Origin of the sequence: Streptomyces sp. NPDC050658 (assembly GCF_044457025.1) — a bacterium.
GTDB lineage: Bacteria > Actinomycetota > Actinomycetes > Streptomycetales > Streptomycetaceae > Streptomyces.
Genome location: NZ_JBITGM010000002.1, coordinates 976,654 through 1,000,383, shown reverse-complemented (window position 1 = coordinate 1,000,383; position 23,730 = coordinate 976,654). Strand labels below are relative to the sequence as shown.

General features: G+C 70.0%; 20 protein-coding genes. 13 read left to right on the top strand and 7 right to left on the bottom strand.

Annotated elements, in window-relative coordinates; translation table 11 throughout:
• Nucleotides 1-159: 159 nt before the first annotated feature.
• Entirely contained in the window at nt 160-1,941 is a 1,782-nt protein-coding gene (locus tag ACIBKX_RS11210) for an SGNH/GDSL hydrolase family protein (RefSeq protein ID WP_399375727.1), read from the bottom strand.
• Nucleotides 1,942-2,048: 107 nt separating this feature from the next.
• A complete protein-coding gene (locus ACIBKX_RS11205; protein ID WP_363274028.1) occupies nt 2,049-2,921 on the bottom strand; it encodes a M23 family metallopeptidase in 873 nt (290 codons plus the stop codon).
• A gap of 226 nt (nt 2,922-3,147) precedes the next feature.
• On the opposite strand from ACIBKX_RS11205, the gene ACIBKX_RS11200 reads away from it, so the two are divergent.
• The 5 genes from ACIBKX_RS11200 (at nt 3,148) to ACIBKX_RS11180 (ending at nt 6,943) form a co-directional block, all read left to right on the top strand.
• Nucleotides 3,148-3,591 (top strand): DUF6278 family protein, encoded by a 444-nt coding sequence (locus ACIBKX_RS11200; RefSeq protein WP_363274027.1) that lies wholly within the window; start codon nt 3,148-3,150, stop codon nt 3,589-3,591.
• Between the two features lie 164 nt (nt 3,592-3,755).
• Nucleotides 3,756-4,499: an amino acid ABC transporter ATP-binding protein gene (locus ACIBKX_RS11195; RefSeq protein WP_363274026.1), complete on the top strand. Its 744-nt coding sequence runs from the start codon at nt 3,756-3,758 to the stop codon at nt 4,497-4,499.
• A gap of 18 nt (nt 4,500-4,517) precedes the next feature.
• Nucleotides 4,518-5,423 (top strand): glutamate ABC transporter substrate-binding protein, encoded by a 906-nt coding sequence (locus ACIBKX_RS11190; protein ID WP_363274047.1) that lies wholly within the window; start codon nt 4,518-4,520, stop codon nt 5,421-5,423.
• A gap of 9 nt (nt 5,424-5,432) precedes the next feature.
• Nucleotides 5,433-6,077: an amino acid ABC transporter permease gene (locus ACIBKX_RS11185; protein WP_363274025.1), complete on the top strand. Its 645-nt coding sequence runs from the start codon at nt 5,433-5,435 to the stop codon at nt 6,075-6,077.
• The gene (locus ACIBKX_RS11180; protein ID WP_363274023.1) at nt 6,074-6,943 is read left to right on the top strand and encodes an amino acid ABC transporter permease; all 870 of its coding nucleotides are present in this window, start codon (nt 6,074-6,076) and stop codon (nt 6,941-6,943) included. Before ACIBKX_RS11185 ends, ACIBKX_RS11180 begins: the two co-directional genes overlap by 4 nt.
• A gap of 37 nt (nt 6,944-6,980) precedes the next feature.
• Here the strand turns inward: ACIBKX_RS11180 and ACIBKX_RS11175 are convergent, their stop codons facing one another.
• Nucleotides 6,981-8,576, bottom strand: a complete 1,596-nt coding sequence (locus ACIBKX_RS11175; protein ID WP_363274022.1) for a CocE/NonD family hydrolase — start codon at nt 8,574-8,576, stop codon at nt 6,981-6,983.
• Between the two features lie 277 nt (nt 8,577-8,853).
• Here ACIBKX_RS11175 and ACIBKX_RS11170 point away from each other — a divergent pair, with 277 nt between their 5' ends.
• A complete protein-coding gene (locus ACIBKX_RS11170) occupies nt 8,854-10,056 on the top strand; it encodes an Ig-like domain-containing protein (protein WP_399375726.1) in 1,203 nt (400 codons plus the stop codon).
• A 52-nt stretch (nt 10,057-10,108) separates the two neighbouring features.
• On the opposite strand, the gene ACIBKX_RS11165 is transcribed toward ACIBKX_RS11170, so the two are convergent.
• On the bottom strand, nt 10,109-10,867 hold the full coding sequence (locus ACIBKX_RS11165) for a hypothetical protein (RefSeq protein ID WP_363274021.1): 759 nt from the start codon (nt 10,865-10,867) through the stop codon (nt 10,109-10,111).
• A 104-nt stretch (nt 10,868-10,971) separates the two neighbouring features.
• On the opposite strand from ACIBKX_RS11165, the gene ggt reads away from it, so the two are divergent.
• Nucleotides 10,972-12,786, top strand: a complete 1,815-nt coding sequence (gene ggt / locus ACIBKX_RS11160) for a gamma-glutamyltransferase (protein WP_363274020.1) — start codon at nt 10,972-10,974, stop codon at nt 12,784-12,786.
• A gap of 25 nt (nt 12,787-12,811) precedes the next feature.
• Here the strand turns inward: ggt and ACIBKX_RS11155 are convergent, their stop codons facing one another.
• Nucleotides 12,812-14,671: a WD40 repeat domain-containing protein gene (locus ACIBKX_RS11155; RefSeq protein WP_363274019.1), complete on the bottom strand. Its 1,860-nt coding sequence runs from the start codon at nt 14,669-14,671 to the stop codon at nt 12,812-12,814.
• A gap of 45 nt (nt 14,672-14,716) precedes the next feature.
• A complete protein-coding gene (gene map / locus ACIBKX_RS11150; RefSeq protein WP_363274017.1) occupies nt 14,717-15,484 on the bottom strand; it encodes a type I methionyl aminopeptidase in 768 nt (255 codons plus the stop codon).
• A gap of 61 nt (nt 15,485-15,545) precedes the next feature.
• On the opposite strand from map, the gene ACIBKX_RS11145 reads away from it, so the two are divergent.
• From ACIBKX_RS11145 to ACIBKX_RS11120, 6 genes are all read left to right on the top strand, one after another.
• Nucleotides 15,546-15,797 (top strand): helix-turn-helix domain-containing protein, encoded by a 252-nt coding sequence (locus tag ACIBKX_RS11145; RefSeq protein WP_363274016.1) that lies wholly within the window; start codon nt 15,546-15,548, stop codon nt 15,795-15,797.
• A 112-nt stretch (nt 15,798-15,909) separates the two neighbouring features.
• On the top strand, nt 15,910-17,328 hold the full coding sequence (locus tag ACIBKX_RS11140) for a hypothetical protein (RefSeq protein WP_363274015.1): 1,419 nt from the start codon (nt 15,910-15,912) through the stop codon (nt 17,326-17,328).
• Between the two features lie 295 nt (nt 17,329-17,623).
• Nucleotides 17,624-18,466, top strand: a complete 843-nt coding sequence (locus tag ACIBKX_RS11135) for a nitrilase-related carbon-nitrogen hydrolase (RefSeq protein ID WP_363274013.1) — start codon at nt 17,624-17,626, stop codon at nt 18,464-18,466.
• A 2-nt stretch (nt 18,467-18,468) separates the two neighbouring features.
• Nucleotides 18,469-19,752, top strand: coding sequence for an aspartate aminotransferase family protein (locus tag ACIBKX_RS11130; protein WP_363274045.1), 1,284 nt, complete (start codon nt 18,469-18,471; stop codon nt 19,750-19,752).
• 115 nt (nt 19,753-19,867) lie between these two features.
• A complete protein-coding gene (hydA, locus tag ACIBKX_RS11125; protein ID WP_363274012.1) occupies nt 19,868-21,262 on the top strand; it encodes a dihydropyrimidinase in 1,395 nt (464 codons plus the stop codon).
• 15 nt (nt 21,263-21,277) lie between these two features.
• Nucleotides 21,278-22,300 (top strand): TIGR03842 family LLM class F420-dependent oxidoreductase, encoded by a 1,023-nt coding sequence (locus ACIBKX_RS11120; protein WP_363274010.1) that lies wholly within the window; start codon nt 21,278-21,280, stop codon nt 22,298-22,300.
• Between the two features lie 72 nt (nt 22,301-22,372).
• Here ACIBKX_RS11120 and ACIBKX_RS11115 read toward each other — a convergent pair whose 3' ends face one another.
• Nucleotides 22,373-23,620: an amidase domain-containing protein gene (locus tag ACIBKX_RS11115; RefSeq protein WP_363274009.1), complete on the bottom strand. Its 1,248-nt coding sequence runs from the start codon at nt 23,618-23,620 to the stop codon at nt 22,373-22,375.
• Nucleotides 23,621-23,730 lie beyond the last annotated feature (110 nt).

The following is a 23,730-nucleotide window of genomic DNA, read 5'->3' as shown; positions in this document are numbered from 1 at the left end:
TTGGGGTTGGGGGGGGGCTCGGTTGTCGGGGTTGGCCGGTGGGGTGTGGGGGGGGGGGGGGGGGGGGCTTGTGGGGGGGGGGGGGGGGGGGCCCGGCGGGGGGGGGGGGGGGGGGGCCCCCCCCCCCCCCCACCCCCGCTCAGGCGAACGGATCCGCCCCTACGGCACCAGCAGCCCCAGATCCACCGACTCCGCGATCGCCGCAAGGCCCGCATCCCCGGGATGCAGATGATCCCCGCTGTCGTACGCGGGCAGCATCCGCGCCGGCTGCGCCGGATCCCGCAGCACCGCGTCGAAGTCGAGCACGGCGTCGAAGTCGCCGCTCTCGCGAATGTACGAGTTGACCGCCATCCGCTCCGTGTCGGCCGCCGCCGTGCAGAGCGACTCGCCCTGGCAGGGCGCGATCGTCGCCGCCACGACCCGAAGCCCCCGCGCCTTCGCCCGCTCGGAGATCTCCTGCAGCCCGGCGGTCACCTGGTCCGCCTTCGTGCCCCAGCGGACGTCGTTGACCCCCTCGAAGACGACCACCGTACGGGCCGATGTCTGGGCGAAGACGTCACGGTCGAGGCGGTGCAGGGCGCTCACGCCGCCCGTGTCCGTCGAGACGCCGTCTCCGGGATAGCGGTCGGCCACGACGCGGTTCGCGGAGATGCCCTGGTTGAGCACCCCGAACCGGGGGACCTCGTCCTGCCGGAGGAGCCGGGTGGCGAGGACGTTGGGCCAGCGGTGGTTCGCGTCCTGCGTCGACTTCACGCCGTCCGTGATGGAGTCGCCGAGCAGGACCACCGAGCCGGGGCCGCCGCCCACGTCGACTCCCGTCAGCAGCGGCCACGTCGAGATCGTCGACGTGTACGCCGCCCCCGATCCCTCCGCCGAGTGATCGCCGGGAGAGCTCACGTACGACCGCTGGATCGCCTGGCTGTGCACCGGCGCCGTCGTCACCGTCTCGGGGAGATGGAAGCTCACGAGGAGGTTCGTGTCCTCGGGTACGTCGAAGTCGAGCGGGTCGCTGAACGCCTGGGCGCCCGCCGGGATCGCGGTGCCCGCGGCGCCCCGGAACGTCAGCGGCACCGGCTCACCCCGCGCCCCCGCCCCGGACTCCTGCACCGCCACCGTCGCGCCGCCGATCCGCACCGGGCCCGAGGCGAAGGTGTTGTCGAGGCGGATCCGCACCCGCGGCCCGCCCACGCTCGTGTGGACGACGAGCCGCACCGTCCGGTCGGCCCACGGGCCCACCGCCGTGTACCCGGCGGTCGACGCCGACCAGCTGCCCGTCCACCCCTTCGCCGCCTCCCGCACGGAGAGCGAGAAGACGTGCAGATCCGCGCCGCCCGGATCCTTCGGCAGGGTCACCGAAGCGACCTCGCGCCCCCGCGCCACCGGCACCGTCACGACGTACAGACGGGCCTTCTCGGCGAGTTGGCCGCCGGGAGTGTTCACGTGCGGCAGCGCGACCGCCTTCGTGGCGAGCGGGCCCGAGCGCCAGTCCGGTGCCGTCAGGCGGTAGCCGCCCTTCGAGCCGTCCCGGTAGCGGACCGTGCCCGTGCCGCTCGCCTCGCCGCCCGTGCCGGCCACCAGGAAGGCGAGGGCGTCACCCCGTCCGCGTACCCGGACGGACTGTCCGTCGGCGCGGACGTTGTCCGCATCGCCCGCCGCCGTCCGCGGCCAGGTCAGCCGCGCCCCGTCCACCGCGAGCGAACGGCCCGGCGTCCACCCGGCCGCCGTCAGGTCGCGCGCCGAGAGGGAGCCGCCCGAGCCGTCGAAGTCCGCCTCGCCGGGCCGCGCGTCGTCGCTGATCGCCCGGTTGTCGAAGAGCCGCTCCAAGGGGAGCGGCTCCGGTCTGTGCGGGGCGGCCTGCGCGGTCGCCACGGGGGCGATGCCCGTGAGGACGGCGAGCGCGGCGATCCCTCCCGTTACCCGTGCCCATGTACGTCGACGCACACCAGACCCCTCCCACTAGCGACACTGACGCTGACACTGACGTGATGACAGGTGCGCCATGAAGCTAAGGAGACGTCAGAGGCCCGTCAATGAGCCGCGTGTGAATATCACCCCAACTCACCACGACGGCCGGGTGATTCACCGCCGTGCACCGCGCTGCCGCCCACAGGCACGAAGTGCGTGGCATCCTCCGGTACGCCGACGTGCTGCACCCCCTCGTCGTCGCGGTACCGCCACGCGAACGGCACGCCCCGCGCCGTCATCACATCGGGCCCGTCCATGAGCTGGAAGTGCAGATGGGGGTCGGAGGAGTTGCCCGAGTTGCCGCATGCGGCGACCGCCTGACCGGCCGTCACCCGGTCGCCCACCGCGACCCGCAGCGAACCGCGCCGCAGATGCGCGAAGACCGCGTACACGCCGTCGCCGATGTCGATGACGACATGATTGCCCAGCAGATGGCGCGGCCAGCCCAGACTGCGCACGAACCCCTCCAGGAAGAGGAAGAGGAGGCCGGGCAGCGACATGCGGGACATGTGGTCGCGCTGCCGGTCCGCCGTCGCGACGACGGTCCCGTCGGCCGGGGCGAGCAGCGGCACGCCGAAGGACGGATAGACGCTCGCCCGGCGCCCCAGCGGCCAGAGCCAGCGGAACGGCGGGGCCTCGGGCGCACCGTCCTCGCGCGGCACGTGCTTCAGGTCGATCGCGTACGTCTGCGCATGGCTGTGCGTATGACTCGGGACCTTCGTGGCAGGGCCGTTGAGCGCGCTCCAGCGCCCCGCGACGGGGGCGAGCACCGGCACGGGAGCACGGTCGAGGGGCGGGCGCTGGGTGCGTATCAGCGTCACACGCATGATCTGCCCGACGACGACCAGGGCCACCCCGGTGTACCAGAGCGGACCGAGGCCCCGCGTGTTCACCAGAATGCAGAGGGCCCCGGCGGCGAAGACCAGGCCGTAGCGCTTCCACAACGTCACGAGCATGTGCGCCTTGTCGTCGAGTTGACCCCTGTATTACCCGCACATTACCTGCTGACCGGTGAAGGCGCGTTTGCGTGACCTCGCGCACCCCCGGTGCGCCGCCTTGACGCCGTGCGGGGTGCTCGCTCGCCGCGTGGCGAGATTTCGGGTGATTCCGCAACCAACGTACGCAAGATAGATTCGACGACTCTGGGGGCTCAGGGCATCGGGGGGCGAGGAGGGATCGATCGTGAACATTCCATTCCTGGACAGGTGGCGCCGGCGGCACGCACCGGAGCCCGAGGCGCGCGGCCTCGCGGTGGCCTTCGAGGACAACCCCGAAGGGGTGGCCGAACTGCTCTCCGAGTGCGAGCTGCTGCGCTCGCAGGCGGCCACCGCGGGTCTTGAACTCGACGATTCCCCCGGCTCGTTGAGCGCGCTCGACCAGCTCCTGCCGCGCTGGCGCGACGACCCCGAGCTGCTGCCGTGGCTCGGCAACGACGCGGGCCTGTACCTCGGTTCGGTCATCGTCCGCAGAGTGCCCGGGGCCGCCTGGCACGTGTGGCCCGGCGGCAGTCCCGTCGTGCGGCTCGCGTCGGGGCGGGAGATCCAGGTGGTCGAGGCCGGGCTCGACTGGGCGGTGCACGGAGCCCCCGAGCTGTCACAGGTCTACGCGGAGGCGTCGGAGACGTAACTCCGGGACATCGGAGACCTGACCCGAGGCGTCGAACGCCCGACTGTCGGGTGACGTAGCTGCAAATACGGTTAATGCCCATAAGTGCGTGTCGTCCAGTAAGTCCCGTTTTCACGTGGATAGTTTGCGCGGACCGACACCGCTGAGAGTGGGCAGGGCAGGGCATGGCCGTCGATCCGCTGATCGAGCTGCGTGATGTGAACAAGTACTACGGGGAGCTGCATGTCCTCCAGGACATCAACCTCACCGTCGGCAAGGGGGAGGTGGTCGTGGTCATCGGCCCGTCAGGGTCGGGCAAATCAACGCTGTGCCGGGCGATCAACCGGCTGGAGACGATCCAGTCGGGATCCATCGCACTGGACGGGCAGCCACTGCCCGAAGAGGGCAAGGCACTGGCCATGCTCCGCGCCGAGGTGGGCATGGTCTTCCAGTCCTTCAACCTCTTCGCGCACAAGACCGTGCTGCAGAACGTCTCCCTCGCGCAGATCAAGGTGCGCGGCCGCAAGAAGGAGGACGCCGAGAAGCGCGCCCGGGACCTCCTCGAACGTGTGGGCCTCGCCTCACAGGCCGAGAAGTTCCCCGCGCAGCTCTCCGGCGGCCAGCAGCAGCGCGTGGCCATCGCACGCGCCCTCGCCATGGACCCCAAGGTGATGCTGTTCGACGAGCCGACCTCGGCCCTCGACCCCGAGATGATCAACGAGGTCCTGGAGGTCATGCAGCAGCTAGCCCGGGACGGCATGACCATGGTCGTCGTCACCCACGAGATGGGCTTCGCCCGCTCGGCCGCCAACCGCGTCGTCTTCATGGCCGACGGCCGCATCGTCGAGGACCGCGCGCCCGAGGACTTCTTCAACAACCCGGAGAGCGACCGCGCCAAGGACTTCCTCTCCAAGATCCTCAAGCACTGACGGGGGGACACAGCCATGATGCGTACGACACGTCTGCTCGCGGCGCTCGTCCTCGCCGCCTGCGCCGCCACCGCCTGCGGCAAGGAGGGCAGCCCGCCGGTCAAGGGCCCGCCCCCCGGTGAACTGCCCAAGTACCAGGTGGCCACCGGCTTCACGCTGCCGGACTCCGGCACCTGGAAGAAGGCGAAGAAACGCGGTCACCTCGTCGTCGGGGCCAAGGAGGACCAGCCGTTCCTCGGCGAGAAGAACCCGGCGACCGGCGTCTACTCGGGCTTCGACATCGAGATCGCCAAGATGATCTCGGCCTCGCTCGGCTTCGACCCGAAGACCATCGCGTACAAGACCATCGCGTCGGCGAACCGCGAGACCGCCCTGCAGAACGGGCAGATCGACTACTACGTCGGCACCTACACCATCAACGACCTCCGCAAGAAGCTCGTCGGCTTCGCCGGCCCCTACTACATGGCGGGGCAGGGCCTGCTCGTGCGCTCCGACGAGGACGACATCAACGGGCCGCAGGACCTGGACGGCAAGCGGGTCTGCTCGGCGGCGGGCTCGACCCCGTACCAGCGCATCCAGAAGGACTACCCGAAGGCGACCCTCGTCGCGTACGACACCTACTCGGTCTGCGTCGACAACCTGCTGACCTACCAGGTCGACGCCGTCACCACCGACGACGCGATCCTCATCGGGTACGCGGCCAAGGTGCCCGACGAACTCAAGGTCGTCGGCAAGCCGTTCTCCGAGGAGCCCTACGGCATCGGCGTCCCGCGCAAGGACAACGCGCTCCGGTTCGCCGTCGACGACGCCCTCGCCGCCCGCGAGAAGAACGGCGACTGGAAGAAGGCCTACGACGCCACGCTCGGCCTCTCCGGGGTCCCGGCGCCGAAGCCGCCCGCCATCGACCGCTACCCGGCGAGCTGAGGAGGCGTCGTGGACGTACTGACAGACAACTTCTCCACGTTCGGCGAGGGCTTCCTCGGCACCGTCGAACTCACCGTGTACTCCTCGATCCTGGCGCTCGTGCTCGGGTTCCTGATGGCCTCGTTCCGGGTCGCGCCGGTCGGCTCCTTCCGGGCCTTCGGCACCGCCTGGGTGACGGTCCTGCGCAACACCCCGCTCACGCTGCTCTTCTTCGCGGTGCTGCTCGGCCTGCCGCGCTTCGGACTCGTGCTGCCCTTCAAGGTGTTCGCCGTGATCGCACTCGGCTGCTACACCTCAGCGTTCATCTGCGAGGCCCTGCGCTCCGGCATCAACACCGTGCCCAGGGGCCAGGGCGAGGCGGCCCGCAGCCTCGGCATGACCTTCGGGCAGACGCTCTCCGTGGTCGTGCTCCCGCAGGCGTTCCGCTCCGTCATCCCGCCGGTCGGCTCCACGCTCATCGCACTCGCCAAGAACTCGGCGATCGCGGGCGCGTTCAGCGTCACCGAGCTGCTCGGCACGTACAAGACGCTCAGCGAGCTCGGCTACAGCATCATCTGGACGTTCATCTGGATCGCCGTCGGCTACCTGATCATCACCCTCGCCATCAGCGCCGTCTTCAATGTCCTCGAGAAGCGCTGGGGAGTCGCCCGATGAAAGCCCTCTCCCACGAATCGACCGCCCTCTACGACGTACCGGGTCCCAAGACCGAGCGCAGACACAAGCTCTACGGACTGCTCTCCACGGTGGCCGTCCTCGCTCTCCTCGGGTGGATCCTGTATCTGCTCTTCGACACCGACCAGTTCACCTACACCAAGTGGATGCCCTTCGAGTACAAGGGCATCCAGGAGCTGCTGCTCGAAGGCCTGGGCAACACCCTCAAGGCGTTCGCCATCTCCGCCGTGCTCTCGCTCGCCCTCGGCGGGGTACTCGCCACCGGACGGCTCTCCGAACACCGCCCCGTGCGCTGGGTGGCCACGCTGATCGTGGAGTTCTTCCGCGCGATGCCGGTGCTGGTGATGATCTTCTTCGTCTTCGTGGCGCTGAAGGTGCAGCCGCTGCCCGCACTCGTCACCGGGCTCACGCTCTACAACGGCTCGGTGCTCGCCGAGGTCTTCCGCTCCGGAGTCAACGCGGTCGAACGCGGGCAGCGGGAGGCCGCGTACGCCCTCGGCATGCGCAAGACACAAGTCATGACCCATGTCCTGGTGCCGCAGGCCGTACGCGCCATGCTGCCCGCGATCATCAGCCAGTTGGTGGTCGCCCTGAAGGACACCTCGCTCGGCTATCTGATCACCTATGAGGAGTTCCTCCACGCCGGGAAGCTGATCGCGTCGAACCTCGACTACGATCTACCTTTCATCCCCGTGGTTCTGGTGATCTCGCCGATCTACATCGGGATGTGCATGCTGCTTTCGTGGTTCGCCCAGTGGGTGTCCAAGCGTCAGCGGCGCAATCCCAAGACCGAGGCCGTGGAAGTGGCACCGGCCGAACCAGGGACGCTGCTGCCGGGTCCGCAGTAGCTAGAGGGGCCAGAGCCCAGCCGGCAGCAGCCGGAGATCACTGCTCGCGCAGCGGGACCGACACGTACGACGGGTCGGCCGGTGACGAGGAGAAGGTCAGCTGCGCGCCGGAGGGGTTGTGCTCGATGTAGAGCGGGTCGACCGTGTCGACGACCAGGGCGAGCTTGTGTCCTGCCGGTACGTCGTAGGCCGTGGAGAACAACTCCAGGTCCACGCCGAACGGCTTGCCGGGGGTCTTGCCGTGGAAGGTGTACGGCGCGTTGCTGACCAGCTTGCCGAGGCCGAGCGGGCCCACGTCGTAGAGGTACGCGACGAGGGTGCCGCTCTCCTTGGTGCCGGTGAGCGTGGTGTGCAGCTTCGCCGTACCGCGCACGCGCTGGGGCGTGTCGTACCGCTCGGACTGCCAGACGGCGGCGTAGCGGCGCGGCAGCAGCGGGACCGAGGCCAGTGGCGGGGTCTTCAGGAACTGGTCGAGGGCGTTGGAGAGCAGCACGGTGCCGCCGTTGGCGCCGGAGTCGGCGTTCGCGCGGATGGTGGTGGATCCCGCAAGGTCGATCTTCTTCTTCGTCGCGCCGACCGACTTCCAGTCCGGGTAGCCCTCGTAGCCGCCCGTGGAACGGGACTTGATCCGGACGGGCTGCTCGGAGTCGACGCCGTTCCGCTCGCCCTTCAGATAGCGGTCGAACCAGCGCTGGGCGGAGGTCCAGGTGTCGTTGGGCAGCCCGAACAGGCCGGTCAGCTCGGCCGTGGCGTGGTCGCCGGGGCGGAATTCGAGGCGCTTGGGGCCGGTGAGGCGCTCGTAGAACTCGGCGTACTGGTTGGGCGGGAAGATGGTGTCGCCCCAGGCGTTGCCGAGCATGACGGCCGCGCCGTACTGGTTGATCCGGTCGAGATAGGTCGCGGGGGAGCGCTTCTTGCCCCACGCGATCATCTCGTCCTCCTTGTCCAGGTTGGACCCGAGGAAGTCCTTGAGGGTCTGCTGGAGTTCGGCGCTCGGACGGCCCGTCAGGACGCCGGCGCCGCCGAGCAGTCCGGCCGCCTGGGCGTGCTGGGTGCGGCCGCTGTAGATCGACTCGATCAGGTCGCCCCAGCCGCTGAGCGCGGTGACGGCCTTGATCCGCTCGTCGTGCCCGGCGGCGAGCAGGCTGATGCCCGCGCCGTACGAGACGCCGCCCATGCCGATCCTGTCGGGGTCGGCCGGGGTGTTGGCGATGGTCCAGTCGATGACCTTGGAGGCGTCGGCGATGTCCTCGGGGCCGCCGGTCTCGATCTCGCCGCCGGACTGCCAGAAGCCGCGCGAGTTGTAACTGACCACGACATAGCCGGAGTCGGCGAGCTTCTGGGCCTGGGCGACGTACTCGATCTGGGGCATGGCCCAGCTGGTGGGCAGCACGATGGCCGGGTATGCGGCGCCGGTCTTCGTGCCCTTGGGGGTGAAGACGTTGGCCTTGAGGATCGTGCCGCCGTCGCCGGGGATGTCGACGAAGCGTACGTCGGTGGAGCCTGCCGCCCGCGGGGCGGCGGCCGGCGCGGCCTGGGCCGCCGGAGCGAGCCCGAAGGCGGCGCCGGCGACGAGGGTCGCCGAGACGGCGCCCACGGTGGTCGTACGCAGAGCCTTGCGCGGAAGTCCCACGGGTCACTCCTTACTCGTGCAAGCAAAGTGACCCGACGGTAACGTCAGTGTCTTACCGGGGGTAACCCGTTGGTAAGTTACGCGGGGGTAACGATTGTTGAGCGCTCTATTGTTGAGCGGTCGGCGGTTGGCGGTGTTGATTTCTGTCATCTGTCATCTGTCATCTGTCATCCGGCACCTCTGTGACTTGCCCGGAAATTTCCGGGCAAGAGGCAACCGAACGGGGCCTTTGCCCCTCTCTCCGTGCAGTTCCACATTCGCACGGAGGTACGTTTCCTTGAGGCCCCTGAGCTCGTCGAGCCGCCGACGCCCCATACGCCCGCGCCGCACCGGCGCCGCGACCACGGCCGCGGGTCTGGCGGCGCTGACCGCCGCCCTGACCGCCTGCTCGGGCGGCGGCTCGGCCGGGGCCGCCGACATGGGGGCGGACAAGCCGGAGATCTCCGTGAATCTGCGGGGCGAGCAGGCGAAGGCGGGCTCCCCGGTCGTCGTGAAGCTGGCCGACGGCAGGCTGAAGCAGGTCGGCGTCACCGGCACCGAGGGCGCGAAGCTCACCGGAAAGGTCTCCGCGAACGGCACCACCTGGACCTCGGACCGCGCGGCGGCGCCCGGCACGTCGTACAAGGTCGAAGCGGAGACGGACCAGGGCGGCAGCGCGACCGCCTCCTTCAAGACGGCCGCCCCGGAGCAGGTGAACAAGCTGACCCTCGCCCCCGGCAAGGGCACCACGGTCGGCGTCGCCCACCCCCTGTCGGTCGTCTTCGACCACCCGGTGAAGAACAAGGCCGACGTCGAGAAGCACCTGAAGGTGACGACCTCGAACGACACCACCGGGTCCTGGGGCTGGATCAAGAACTACGACGGCAGGGACCGCGTCGACTGGCGCCCCAAGGAGTACTGGAAGTCCGGCACGAAGGTGAAGCTGGACGCGCAGCTCAATGGCGTCGACTCCGGCGCGGACGGCGGCTGGTTCGTCCGCGACTACGTCACCGGCTTCACCGTCGGCAAGAGCCAGAAGGTGAAGGTCGACCTCGACAGCAAGCAGGCCACGCTGGTGCGGGACGGGCAGAACGCGAAGACCGTCCCGATGTCGGCCGGCACCCCCGGCGGCGAGAAGGCCTCCTGGGGCGGCACCTCCGTCCTGATGGCCAAGGAGGGCACGATCAACATGCGCTCCGAGACGGTCGGCCTCGGCGATGCCTACGACAAGATGGTCGACAACTCGATGCGGCTGACCTGGTCGGGCATGTACGCCCACGCGGCCCCGTGGAACGCCGCGTACTTCGGCAACACCAACCACAGCTCCGGCTGCATCGGCATGAGCGACGCCGACGCCTCCTGGCTCTACGACCAGGTCCAGGTCGGCGACCCGTTCGAGGTCTCGGGCAGCGGCTCGAAGGGCGTCCCGGATCCGGGCAACGGCTACGGCGAGTGGAATCTCTCGTGGGCCGACTGGCAGGCGAAGAGCGCGCTGCGCTGACGGACGACCCGTGGTGCCCGGTGTGGCGGAGCCGCTGCCCGGCGGGCTAGGGCTACTTCGCGCGATGCGAATTGCGCGGCGGCGACGCCACCGGGGCCGGGGCCTGGGCGGCCTTCGTCACATCCGCGACGACCTCGACGACGTCGGCACCGTACGCCTGGGAATTGGCGACCTTCAGGAGCAGCACGAACGTGTTGCCGCCGTGCTTGCGGGCCAGCTTCTCGTGGTTGCGGGCGAGATAGCGGGTCGCCGCCTGGTTGGTGATCGCCCGCTGGCCGCAGAAGAGGAAGACGGGTCTCGCCTCCTGGCCCTGCCCTGCCGTGAGCCGCGCCAGGATCACGTACTCCGAAGTCCCGCCCTCCATGCGGTACCGCTCGCTGCCGATCTGGAAGGCGCCGCGGTCCGGGCCCGGCTCCGGGTCCGTGTTGACGCGGACGCCCGGCAGCAGCGAGTGCATGTGCGCGGCCATCCGCCGGTTCACCGAAGGCGAGCCCACACAGAACTCGGTGCGCTCGCCGAAGCTCTGCTGCGCGGCGTCGTGCGCGACGAGCTGGGCGTGCGCACCGCAGTCCTTGATCAGCGCGGCCAGTTCGAGGAGCGCGAACACGTCATGGCGTACGACGGTGAGCTCGGGGCCGCCCGCGTCGCGGTTCACCACGAGCAGCGACTCGGAGTTGTCGGGCAGCCCGAAGAAGGCCTGCTTGCGGCGGAGCCTGCGCCGCCACAGGTAGGAGCGGGCGAGCCAGCCCAGCGCGGCACAGAGGCCGGCCGCGATCAGGCCGAGGGCGATATTGCGCACGTCTTCGGTCATGGGGGCGCATGCTAGCGGGCTCTAGGACCGGTGTTCGAGGGGGTCCTGACGTGGTGGGGGCGTCGAAGTTACGCTGCGCAGACGGCTGTTGACTGGAGGTACGGATGCGTCCCGCTGTCGTACGGAATCTGACGCTATTGGCGGTCGGAGGGGTGTTGGTGTCGGTCGGTGCCGCCGCGCCCCCTTCGTCTCCGCGCTCGGCTGAACCCACCGCCGCGACCACGGAGAAGGTCCCGGTGGCCGTCGGCTACGGCGGCGCGGTCGCCAGCGTCGACGCGGACGCCTCCGCCGCCGGCATCGAGGTCCTGAAGAAGGGCGGCAACGCGGTGGACGCGGCGGTCGCCACGGCGGCGGCGCTCGGCGTCACCGAGCCGTACTCGGCGGGCGTCGGCGGAGGCGGCTACTTCGTCCACTACGACGCGAAGTCCCGCAAGGTGAGCACGATCGACGGCCGCGAGACGGCCCCGAAGACCGCCGACTCCGGCCTCTTCCTGGAGAACGGCAAGCCCATCCCCTTCGAGGAGGCCATGACCAGCGGCCTCGGCGTCGGTACCCCCGGCACCCCCGCCACCTGGCAGTCGGCCCTCGACCGCTGGGGCAGCAAACGCCTCGGCATGCTCCTGAAGCCCGCCGAGCGGCTCGCCCGCGACGGGTTCACGGTCGACCCCACCTTCCGCGCGCAGACCGCGTCGAACGAGAAGAGATTCCGGGACTTCCCCGACACGTCGAAGCTGTTCCTGCCGGACGGCCGGCTGCCGGTGGTCGGCTCCACGTTCAAGAACCCCGATCTCGCCCGTACGTACGAGGAGCTGGGGCGCAAGGGCGTCGGCGCGCTGTACCACGGGGGCATCGGCGAGGACGTCGTACGGACCGTGAACAAGCCGCCCGTCGACCCGGCGTCGGGACGGGTCGCCCGGCGCGGAGACCTCTCCACCTCCGATCTCAAGGCGTACGCGACGAAGCACCAGGCCCCGACGAAGACGTCGTATCGCGGCCTCGACGTGTACTCCATGGCGCCCTCGTCCTCCGGCGGCACGACCGTCGGCGAGGCGCTCAACATCCTGGAGCGGACCGACCTCTCCAAGGCGTCGCAGGCCAAGTACCTGCACCGCTACATCGAGGCGAGCCGTGTCGCGTTCGCCGACCGGGGGCGCTGGGTGGGCGACCCCGCCTTCGAGGACGTACCGACGAAGGAACTGCTCTCGCAGCGGTTCGCCGACTCGCGGGAGTGCCTGATCCGCGACGACGCGGTCCTCAAGAGCCCGCTCGCGCCCGGCGATCCGCGCAACCCCGCGGCGTGCAAGACCGGTGACAAGGCGGCCCCGACGACGTACGAGGGCGAGAACACGACGCACCTCACGGCCGCCGACAAGTGGGGCAACGTCGTCGCCTACACGCTGACCATCGAGTCGACGGGCGGCAGCGGCATCACCGTGCCCGGGCGAGGGTTCCTGCTCAACAACGAGCTGACCGACTTCTCCTTCGCGCCCGCGAGTCCTTCCGTGCACGACCCGAACCTGCCCGGTCCGGGGAAGCGGCCCCGGTCGTCGATCTCGCCGACGATCGTGCTCGACGAGCACGCCAGGCCCGTGGTCGCGCTCGGCTCGCCGGGTGGCGCCACGATCATCACGACCGTGCTGCAGACCCTGACCGGATTCGTCGACCGGGGTCTGCCGCTGGTCGAGGCGATCGCGGCGCCCCGCGCGAGTCAGCGCAACGCCGCCCAGACCGAACTGGAACCGGGCCTGTGGAACAGCCCGCTGCGGGCCGAACTCGAAGGCATCGGGCACTCCTTCAGGCAGAACCCGGAGATCGGGGCCGCCACCGGCGTCCAGCGCCTGCCGGGCGGCAAGTGGCTCGCCGCGGCGGAGAAGGAGCGGCGCGGCGGCGGCTCCGCGATGGTGGTGCGGCCGGGCTAGGCGCCGCACCGCTCGCTGGGCCCGGCTACCGCTCCGCGCAGTTCTGCTCCAGCTCGTTCGCCGCCCAGCGGATCGGGCCCTCCGGGTCGTCGTGCAGATACCGGAGGGCCGGCAACGCCTCGCGCACCGCTGCCAGTTGGGCGTCGCCGCGGCCGCCGCGGGCCTGGTGGACGTCCGCCAGGTCCGCGATGAGCAGCAGCAGGGTGCTGCGCGACTTGTTGTCCGGGTCGAGCATCAGCTGGACCAGGAAGGGGACGGCCGGGACGGCGGCGGTCGACGAGGCCTCCTTGGAGACGAGGAGGCGGTAGAGGTCGTGCACCGCGTCCATGGCCGTCTTCTTGTCGTCGGACGCCACCTTGCCGATCAGGTCGGGGACCATGTGGCCGGGGCCCCGCGTGGTCCACAGCGAGCCCCAGTCGACGTCCTCCAGCCTCGACTGCAGCTCGCGGTGCGGCCACAGCTTCGCCAGGTCGAGCTGGAGCTTGGCCGTGGACTCCGCGTCCGTGACGTGCAGGGTGCCGTCCGGGTTCAGGCCGAGGAACTTGATGCCGGTGCCGAGGCGGAGGTTGGCCACCGCGTCGGTCGCCAGGTCCCGGAGGCGGACCAGGCCGTCGGCCCAGGCGGTGGCGAGCGCGGGGCCGGTCGGCAGCATCGCCGCCGCCACGGCGTTGACCGGGGTGCTCCTGCGCTCCAGCGGCGCGCGCAGCGGCTTGCGGCGGGTCGACCAGTAGCGGACCACGCCGTTCGCGTCGCCGCTCAGCACGAGGCGGGCGCCGCTCGCCAGCTCAACACAGGTCACCGAGGTCACCGGGGCGCGGTGCAGGGTGAGTGTGATGGTCTCGGGGTCCTCGTCGTCCATCTCGCGGACGTGGACCTGGCCCGCCGTGTCCCCGGCGACGTTGAGCGTCGGGCCCAGCAGCGAGGCCACCGCCCGGAGCGTCTCGCGGTCCTCTACGAGCTCGGACGCCGATCCGGCGGCCAGGGGCGGCTGCGGGTACTCGCGGGCGAGGACCGTCCAGCGGCCGCGCTCGTCGGCGTCCCCGGCGTTCAGTGCCACCGGGCCGAGGTCTTCCAGCGGTACGGGAACCTCGGCCGGCGGCCTGATGTCCTTGTCGACCCACTCCAGGCCCAGCGTGCGGGCGACGTCGAGCAGCGCATCGCGGGTCCGCGCGTTGATCACGATCTTGAAGTCGGCGCCGGGTCCCCGGCCGTGCCGGATGACCGCGTCCGGAGCGCCGTACGACAGCGCGTCGGTGCCCATCTCCTGCCAGGGCAGCAGGCCCAGTTCGCGGTACGACGACTCGAGGCGGCGTACGACTTCGGGGTCGGCCTCGACGGTCGCGCGGCGGAACCGCAGCGTGAACCCGTAGTGCGCGGGCATCCGCTCGAAGGCCAGCTGCATCAGGAACTCGGAGAGCGAGCGGCTCTGCACCACCCACTTGCCGCCGATGCTCACGACGACCCGGGGGTCGGGGAGTTCGGCCTCGGCGGCCAGATAGCCCCACTCGTGGGCGTAGTGGTACTCGGACATGAAGACGCAGACACGGTCGTCGTCACCGGGGGCTATGAGACCACTGTCCTCGTCCACCTCGAGGTCGGAGATCATGGGCGGCCACTGCGTGTGCACCCAGTACAGGCGCGGGTTGAAGGAGAACGAGTTGAGGGGCGAGTCCCACCATTCGTTGAGCGCCTGCGGGACGGGCAGGTCCCAGTCGATGCCCGACTGCTTGTTCTCACCGCCCCAGCGGGAGTGGCCGGGTTCGCCGCCCGGATCCTCGTATCCCCACTCCCGCTGCACCTCGTCGAGCAACGACCATCGGGGGCGCCCCTGTTGACGCTCCAGCCGGTCGGCGAACTGTCCGTAGTCAATGATCTCGTGTGTCACCGGAGCATCGTACGAATGATCTTCGTCGCCGATGTCGTGGCGATGTCACAGTGCTGTGAGAATGCGGGGTCCGTCGTCCGTGATCGCCACCGTGTGCTCGGCGTGGGCGGCACGGCTGCCGTCGTTCGTGCGCAGCGTCCAGCCGTCCGGCGCCGCGTGGTAGTGGTCGGTGCCGCCGCCGATCACCATCGGCTCGATGGCGATGACCATGCCGTGCCGCAGGGGCATGCCGCGGCCCGCGCGGCCCTCGTTCGGCACCCCGGGGTCCTCGTGCATGCTGCGGCCGACGCCGTGGCCGCCGAAGCCGTCCGGGATTCCGTACCCCGCTTTCCGGCAGACCGTGCCGATCGCGTGCGCGATGTCGCCGATGCGGTTGCCGACCGTGGCCGCGGCGATGCCCGCGGCGAGGGCGGCTTCGGCCGTCTCGATGAGCCGTACGTCGTCGGGGCGCGGGGTCCCGACGGTGAAGCTGATCGCCGAGTCGCCCACCCAGCCGTTCAGGGTCGCGCCGAAGTCGGCGGAGAGCAGGTCGCCGTCCCGGAGGTGGTAGTCGGTCGGGACGCCGTGCACGATCGCGTCGTTCACGGAGGCGCAGAGGACCGCGGGGAAGGGGGTGGGGGCGAACGAGGGGCGGTAGCCGAGAAACGGCGAGGTGGCACCCGCGTCCTTGAGGACCGCGTGCGCCACCTCGTCCAGCTCCAGGAGCGAGACGCCGACGCCGGCCGCCTCCCGCACCGCCGTCAGTGCCCGGGCGACGATCCGGCCCGCCTCGCGCATCGCTTCGATCGATGAGTCCGTCTTGAGTTCCACCATGCCAATAACTATACCGGTATGAGAATAGGCTTCATGCCGGTGTCCGGGCTAGACTGACCCCATGGTGCGGACCCCTCTGACCCCCGAAGAGCGCGAACGCGGCGAGCGGCTCGGCCGGCTGCTGCGCTCGGCGCGCGGTGAGCGCAGCATGGTGGAGGTGGCCGCGAGCGCCGGGCTCTCCGCCGAGACCCTCCGCAAGATCGAGACGGGCCGGGCGCCGACCCCGGCGTTCTTCACGGTGTCCGCGCTGGCCGCGGCGCTGGGCCTTTCCCTGGATGAAGTGGCGCGCGCCTGCGTGCCGGTGCCGGTCTAGCGGCGCACCTGGGGCCGCGTGCCGGAAAACTGCGTGTAGTCGTCCCGTAACACAACTGGTGTTATCTTCCGGACCGGAAGACTCCAGCCTCCGTGGGGCGGTGCAGGCTCGAATGGCAGTAGGACAACTCCCGGAAGAAGTAAGGGAGTTCGCGAGATACCTGCGGGATCTCCTGGCGCGCCTCGATTCCGGCGCCGGGTGGTGCGGCGTGTTCTGGTCACGCGACCCCGAAGGGATGCGGGCCTGCGTCGACGGCGCCGAGGTGCCGCCCTGGGACGTGGTGGAAGCCCTGCTGCACGATCTCGCCGCGAGCTACGGTGAGCGGGCCGCGGGACAGGAGGCCGAGCGGGCGCGCCGGCTGCACCGTGCCTCGCTCGCCGCGTACGACGCACGCCCCGGCGGCCGTCAGCTGCTCGGCGAGCGCCTCGACATGATGCTCACCGAGCAGCGGTACGCCGTGGAACGGCAGGCGGAGCTGGGGCGTTCCATCGCCGGCGCGGCCACGGCCGAGGAGGTGGAGCGGCTCAACCGGGATCTGGCCTGGGTGCGGGACGACCACGAGCGGGCGACCGCGCGCTGCGTCGAACTCCGCGAACGCATCGAGTGGTTGGAGCGGGCCGAGCGTCCCCAATGGGTCGACCTCGGGACGCCGGATGCCGATGTCTCGTCGTACGGCGTCGATGTGGACGACTCCGCGGCTCCCGGAGGGGCGACTCCCGGAGTGTTCGACGTCGCCCCCGCCGTCGATGAACCCCGCGTCCCCGGGCAGGCGTCCGGCCGCGCCGCGCGGGCGTCGCGCCGCCGGCCGCGCGGGGCCCGTTTCGCGGGGCTGGACGAGGATGCCGCCGACCCCGTCGTCGTACCCGCGACGGTCGAACCGCCTGCGGCCGGGCGTGCGCCGCGCGGCGCACGGTACGCACACGCCGACGACGACGGGCCGCGCCGGCCGGAACCCGTCGACATCGAAGTCGACAGCGGCAGCATCTTCATCGGCCCCGAACGCGACGGCGACCGGGTCACCGCCGACGCCGTCGCCGCCCTGGTCAGACTGCGCGGCGAGGGCCGCAGCGGCGAGGCGCACGGGGTGCTCGTCGAGGCGGCGGGCTGGCCCGCCGAGCGGCTCCCCGCGTTCGCCGGCGAACTCCACCGCGCGGGCCTCGGCGCCGACTGGTCGACGCTGCTCTGGGAGGCCGCGTCGCTGCCGCCCGACCGTCTTGTCGCCCTGGCCGACGCACTCGCAGGGGCCGGCCGCGCGGAAGACTGCCGCAAGCTGCTGCGACAGGGCGTCGCACGACCCGCTTCGGACATCGCCGAAGCGGTGCTCGCGCTGATCGACGCGGGCCGGGAGCGCGAGGCCCGGGCGCTGCTCGACGCCTATCTCCGCGTCCGCACCCCGGAGGACGCGGCGGGCTGCGCGCACACCGACCCCTACCGCCTGATACCGCTGCTCCTGGAGGCGGCCCGAGGGGTGTCGGACGAACACCACTGGGACCTGGTGCATGCGCTGCGGGTGGCGGGATTCAGCGCCTGAGGCGAGTGCCTGCGCGGAGTGCCTGAGTGAAGTGCCTGAACCGCACGCGTGAACCGCACGCGTAAACCGCACGCCTGACGCGGGCGCGCGCCGAGCCGTCCGCGGGCCCGCTTCGTGATCGCCGGATGACCGCTTCTGGCCCGCTCGGGTGTGAAACATGATCGACTCCGCCGGTTAACGGCGATGGTCTTGCCCAGCAGGTCGACGAGGCTTACGTTCTCCTATCTACGCACCAAGTCTACGGGCGTAGAAGCTCTCTGACGTCCCATCAAGGACATGCGAAGGAGCAGCCCTCATGGCCACCGTCGTACGCGCCGCACTGGTCCAGGCGACCTGGACCGGCGACACCGAATCCATGATCGCCAAACATGAGGAGCACGCCCGCGAGGCGGCCCGCCAGGGTGCGAAGATCATCGGCTTCCAGGAAGTCTTCAACGCCCCCTACTTCTGCCAGGTCCAGGAGCCCGAGCACTACCGCTGGGCCGAGCCCGTGCCGGACGGCCCCACCGTCACGCGCATGCAGGCGCTCGCCCGCGAGACCGGCATGGTCATCGTCGTACCAGTCTTCGAGGTCGAGCAGTCCGGCTTCTACTACAACACCGCCGCCGTGATCGACTCCGACGGCTCCTACCTCGGCAAGTACCGCAAGCACCACATCCCACAGGTCAAGGGATTCTGGGAGAAGTACTACTTCAAGCCGGGCAACGCGGGCTGGCCCGTCTTCGACACCGCGGTCGGCAAGGTCGGCGTCTACATCTGCTACGACCGGCACTTCCCCGAGGGCTGGCGCCAGCTCGGCCTGAACGGCGCCCAGATCGTCTACAACCCCTCCGCCACCTCCCGCGGCCTCTCCGCTTACCTCTGGCAGCTGGAACAGCCCGCGGCGGCCGTCGCGAACGAGTACTTCATCGCGGCCATCAACCGGGTGGGCGTAGAGGAGTACGGAGACAACGACTTCTACGGAACGTCGTACTTCGTCGACCCGCGCGGCCAGTTCGTCGGCGAGACCGCCAGCGACAAGACGGAGGAACTCGTCGTCAGGGACCTCGACTTCGCCCTCATCGAGGAAGTACGCCAACAGTGGGCGTTCTACCGGGACCGCCGACCCGACGCGTACGAAGGACTGGTGCAGCCGTGACCGTGAAGGACCTGTACTCCCGCCACAAGGCCGTGCTGCCCGAGTGGCTCGCGCTCTACTACGCCGACCCGCTGGAGATCACCCACGGCGAGGGCCGCCACGTCTGGGACGCGGAAGGCCGCAAATACCTCGACTTCTTCGGCGGCATCCTCACCACGATGACCGCGCACGCGCTGCCCGAGGTCACCAAGGCGGTGAGCGAGCAGGCGGGCCGCATCATCCACTCGTCGACCCTCTACCTCAACCGCCCGATGATCGACCTGGCCGAGCGGGTGGCGGGCCTGTCCGGAATCCCGGACGCCCGCGTCTTCTTCACCACATCGGGCACGGAGGCCAATGACACGGCCCTGCTCCTGGCCACGGCGCACCGCCGCTCGAACCAGATCCTCGCGATGCGCAACAGCTACCACGGCCGTTCGTTCACGGCGGTGGGCATCACAGGGAACAGCGGCTGGTCGCCCACCAGCCTCTCGCCGCTCCAGACGTTGTACGTCCATGGGGGCGTCCGGGGCCGCGGCCCGTACGCCGAGCTCGGCGACGCCGAGTTCACCGCGGCGTGCGTGGCCGACCTGCGCGACATGCTCGGACAGGCGCGCGGGGGAGTGGCGGCGCTGATCGCCGAGCCGATCCAGGGAGTAGGCGGCTTCACGTCGCCGCCGGACGGGCTGTACGCGGCGTTCCGCGAGGTGCTTCGGGAGCACGGCATCCTGTGGATCTCGGACGAGGTACAGACGGGCTGGGGCCGCACCGGCGACCACTTCTGGGGCTGGCAGGCGCACGCGGCGAGCGGCCCGCCCGACATCCTCACCTTCGCCAAGGGCATCGGCAACGGCATGTCCATCGGCGGAGTGGTGGCGAGCGCGGAGATCATGAACTCCCTTGACTCCAACTCCATTTCGACGTTCGGCGGCTCGCCGGTCACGATGGCGGCGGGCAACGCCAACCTCACGTACCTCCTGGAACACGACCTCCAGGGCAACGCCCGACGCGTCGGCGGCCTCCTCATCGAACGCCTGCGCGCGATCTGCGCCCAGCTGCCGGTCGTACGCGAAGTGCGGGGCCGGGGCCTGATGATCGGCATCGAACTGGTCGACCCCGCGACGGGCGAGGCCAACCCGAGGGCGGCGGCAGCGGTACTCGAGGCGGCGCGTGAGGGCGGGCTCTTGATCGGCAAGGGCGGCGGCCACGACACGAGCGTGCTGCGGCTGGCGCCGCCGTTGTCGCTGACGGTGGCGGAGGCGGAGGAGGGGGCGGGGGTTTTGGAAGGGGCGCTGCGGGGCGTGTAGTTGGTGCGCCCAGCGCTCCGACAGATTTCAGTATCTGTCATCTGATATCTGTCATCTGCTCCCCGTCATCCGTCGCCCGTCTTCCCGTACCCCCGAGCACGAAAGGGAGCGCACCATGACTACCCGCACCCTGATCCGCGGCGGCCTCGTCATCACCGCCGCCGAAGAGATCCACGCAGACGTATTGATCGAGGACGGCCGGATCGCGGCCATCGCCTCCCCGGAGTCACAGCAGTGGACCGCGGACCGCGTGATCGACGCGGCCGGCAAGTATGTGATTCCGGGCGGTGTCGACGCGCACACGCACATGGAGCTGCCGTTCGGCGGCACGTTCGCCTCGGACTCGTTCGAGACGGGCACGCGGGCCGCCGCTTGGGGCGGCACGACGACCATCGTCGACTTCGCCGTGCAGAGCCAGGGCCAGTCCCTGCGCGCGGGCCTGGACGCCTGGTACGCGAAGGCGGACGGGAAGTGCGCGATCGACTACGGCTTCCACATGATCCTCTCCGACGTGAACGACCGGTCGCTGAAGGAGATGGACTTCCTCGTCGAGGAGGGCATCACCAGCTTCAAGCTGTTCACCGCCTACCCGGGGGTGTTCTACAGCGACGACGGCCAGATCCTGCGCGCGATGCAGCGGGCCTCCGGCAACGGCGGGCTGGTCATGATGCACGCGGAGAACGGCATCGCGATCGACGTCCTGGTCCAGCAGGCGCTGGCGCGCGGCGAGACGGACCCCCGCTACCACGGCGAGGTGCGCAAGGCGCTGCTCGAGGCGGAGGCGACGCACCGGGTGATCAAGCTGGCCCAGGTGGCGGGTGCGCCGGTGTACGTGGTGCACGTATCGGCGCAGGAGGCCCTCGCGGAGATCACCCGGTCCCGTGACGAGGGGCTGCCGGTCTTCGGCGAGACCTGCCCGCAGTACCTCTTCCTGTCCACGGACAACCTGGCCGAGCCGGACTTCGAGGGAGCGAAGTACGTCTGCTCGACTCCCCTGCGCCCCAAGGACCACCAGGAAGCGCTCTGGCGCGGCCTGCGCACGAACGACCTCCAGGTGGTGTCCACCGACCACTGCCCGTTCTGTTTCGTGGGCCAGAAGGAGCTGGGCCGCGGCGACTTCTCCAAGATCCCCAACGGCCTGCCGGGCGTGGAGAACCGCATGGACCTCCTCCACCAGGCTGTCCTGGACGGTCACATCACCCGCCGCCGCTGGATCGAGATCGCCTGCGCCACGCCGGCGCGGATGTTCGGTCTGTACGGCAAGAAGGGCACGATCGCGCCGGGCGCGGACGCGGACGTCGTCATCTACGACCCGGCCGCCACGCAGACGATGTCGGCGTCGACGCATCACATGAACGTGGACTACTCGGCGTACGAGGGAAAACAGGTCACCGGACAGGTGGTGACGGTCCTGTCGCGGGGCGAAGTGGTCATCGACGAGCGGAAGTTCACCGGCAGGGCGGGGCACGGCGCGTACGTCCCGCGCGGCACGACGCAGTACCTCGGCTAGGAGAGGCAGCACATCATGGACTTCGGACTCGTCCTCCAGACCGACCCGCCGGCTTCGCAGGTCATCAGCCTGATGAAGCGCGCCGAGCGCAACGGTTTCCGCTACGGCTGGACCTTCGACTCGGCGGTGCTGTGGCAGGAACCCTTCGTCATCTACAGCCAGATCCTGGCGAACACCGAGCGGCTGATCGTCGGCCCGATGGTCACCAACCCCGGCACCCGCACCTGGGAGGTGACGGCGTCGACCTTCGCGACGCTCAACGACATGTTCGGCAACCGCACGGTGTGCGGCATCGGCCGCGGTGACAGCGCGATGCGGGTGGCGGGCCGCCCGCCGAACACCCTCGCGAAGATCAGCGCGGCGATGAAGGTGATCCGGACGCTGGCCTCGGGTGGGGAGGCCGACCCGGGTGGCGGCACCACGATCCGCTTCCCGTGGATCAAGCCGGGCGCCCAACTCCCGGTCTGGATGGCTGCGTACGGCCCCAAAGCCCTGAAAATGGCGGGCGAGGAGGCGGACGGCTTCATCCTCCAGCTGGCCGACCCGTACCTGACGGAGTCGATGGTGCGGACGGTCCGCGAAGCGGCAGCGGCGGCGGGCCGAGACCCGTCGTCCATCACGATCTGCGTCGCGGCCCCCGCCTACCTGACGGAGGACGACTCACCGGAGTCCCTGGCACACGCCCGTGAACAGTGCCGCTGGTTCGGCGGCATGGTGGGCAACCATGTGGCGGACCTGGTGTCCAAGTACGGCGCCCACTCGGACCTGGTCCCCGAGGCGCTGACGGAGTACATCAAGGCCCGCGAGGGCTACGACTACTCCCACCACGGCCGCACCGACAACCCCGACACGGCCTTCGTCCCGGACGACATCGTGGACCGCTTCTGCGTGATCGGGACAGCGGAGCAACATGTCGCGAAGCTGCGGGAGTTGAAGGGGCTGGGGGTGGATCAGTTCGCTGTGTACGACATGCATGACGCTCGGGAGCGGGTGATCGACGGGTATGGGTCGACGGTCATTCCGGCCCTGCGGGGCTGAGTCCCTACGGAGAGGTGGATGCTCCAGCCGTACGGAGCCCTGACCGTGGAGGGCTCCGTACGGCCGGCCGCGTCAGTCGGTGAAGCTGTCCTTGATGTGCACCGGGTGGTAGATGACCGAGCGGTGCTGTTCCTGGACGGCCATCTTGATGCCGATGCTCAGCGGCAGGTTCTTGCGGTGCGGCGTGTGCTGTGAGTACGCGGGCTCCGTGAAGCCGAGCTCCGTGTACGTGTCGCTGATGAACATCGCGTGGTCGACGTTCCCGTCGTAGTGCCCGTCGGGGTCCCAGTCCGCGAAGAGGAGGTCACCGGGCTGGAGAAGCCAGATGTCCTCTGTGTCGGCGGGAGATCCGGAGCGCCAGGGCACACCGCGGGCCGATTCGATGGAGTAGGAGTGAAGCCAGGAGGCCTTGGTCCAGTTGTACGCCGGGCCGCGGATGCCGCTGATGTTGTCGCTCCAGACCGCGGGGTCGGCGGGGTCCTGGAACCAGCCGCTGCCGGGCTTCTTCGGCCAGCCGCCGGCGTGCAGGGCCTGTGAGGCGAGGTTGGCGCAGTCGTTGTCGTACTTCTCGTAGTCGGGGTTGTAGTTGCCCCCGGAGTACACGTACTCGCCCAGTCCCTCGGACCACAGCCACTCTCCGGACCAGTACGAGGCGTAGTTCGATGCCTTCTCGCGGTTGTACGTGCCCGCGGCGCGCGGCTGTGGCTCCGCGGCCGACCGCTTCTTCTGCTTCTTCTTCTCGGCTTCCTCGGCGGCCAGCGATCGGGCCGCCGGGACCTCGTCGTCCACGTCGATGACCGGGCCGTCGTTGCCCTCGGTGCTGGGGATCGGTGCCGCGGCGACGTGCGTGACCTGCCAGCCGTCCTTCTGGTGCCGGAGTTTCACCTTGTAGCTGTCGCCGACCTCGGAGGTGCCGAGTTTCTCGTTGTTCCAGGCGAGGAAGGTCCCGGTCGAGACGGTGACGGTCGCCGTGTTGCCGCGGGTGCGTACGTCGTTGTCGTCGGCGAACCCGGTGAGCACCTTCTTTGCCTGGAGCCCGCGTTCGCGCCGGGTCTCCTGGGCGATGCGAGCCACGTCCCGGGCAGCGCGGCGCGGCTGCTCGGCCGTGCTGCCATGGTCGAGTTCGCCGTCGCGGACGAGGGCGGGCTGTGGATTCAGCCAGCCCTTGTCCCGCTCGATGAAGTACTCCTTCACCACCTGCATGACCTGGTCGTCGCCCCCGGGTGGCGGTGTGGTGGCGGGCGTCGACGCCATGGTGAACGGTGCCGTTCCGGCCAGCATGGCCAGAGCGGTCGCCGCGACGAGGGCAGAGTTTGGCAACCGTCGGTGTCTCATGAATCCCCCTGAGCTCATAGGCGGTGCTCACCGCCATCTGTGCCGTGAACAGCGTGCGTCACTGTAGGCAGCACAGGGCGAACGCCCGAGGGGCG

Excerpts from the sequence above, each read along its gene's own strand:
- ACIBKX_RS11205 (WP_363274028.1), bottom strand. The coding sequence starts at position 2,921 with ATGCTCGTGACGTTGTGGAAGCGCTACGGCCTGGTCTTCGCCGCCGGG.
- ACIBKX_RS11195 (WP_363274026.1), top strand. The coding sequence starts at position 3,756 with ATGGCCGTCGATCCGCTGATCGAGCTGCGTGATGTGAACAAGTACTAC.
- ACIBKX_RS11190 (WP_363274047.1), top strand. The coding sequence starts at position 4,518 with ATGCGTACGACACGTCTGCTCGCGGCGCTCGTCCTCGCCGCCTGCGCC.
- ACIBKX_RS11180 (WP_363274023.1), top strand. The coding sequence starts at position 6,074 with ATGAAAGCCCTCTCCCACGAATCGACCGCCCTCTACGACGTACCGGGT.
- ACIBKX_RS11165 (WP_363274021.1), bottom strand. The coding sequence starts at position 10,867 with ATGACCGAAGACGTGCGCAATATCGCCCTCGGCCTGATCGCGGCCGGC.
- ggt (WP_363274020.1), top strand. The coding sequence starts at position 10,972 with ATGCGTCCCGCTGTCGTACGGAATCTGACGCTATTGGCGGTCGGAGGG.
- map (WP_363274017.1), bottom strand. The coding sequence starts at position 15,484 with ATGGTGGAACTCAAGACGGACTCATCGATCGAAGCGATGCGCGAGGCG.
- ACIBKX_RS11145 (WP_363274016.1), top strand. The coding sequence starts at position 15,546 with ATGGTGCGGACCCCTCTGACCCCCGAAGAGCGCGAACGCGGCGAGCGG.
- ACIBKX_RS11140 (WP_363274015.1), top strand. The coding sequence starts at position 15,910 with ATGGCAGTAGGACAACTCCCGGAAGAAGTAAGGGAGTTCGCGAGATAC.
- ACIBKX_RS11135 (WP_363274013.1), top strand. The coding sequence starts at position 17,624 with ATGGCCACCGTCGTACGCGCCGCACTGGTCCAGGCGACCTGGACCGGC.
- hydA (WP_363274012.1), top strand. The coding sequence starts at position 19,868 with ATGACTACCCGCACCCTGATCCGCGGCGGCCTCGTCATCACCGCCGCC.
- ACIBKX_RS11120 (WP_363274010.1), top strand. The coding sequence starts at position 21,278 with ATGGACTTCGGACTCGTCCTCCAGACCGACCCGCCGGCTTCGCAGGTC.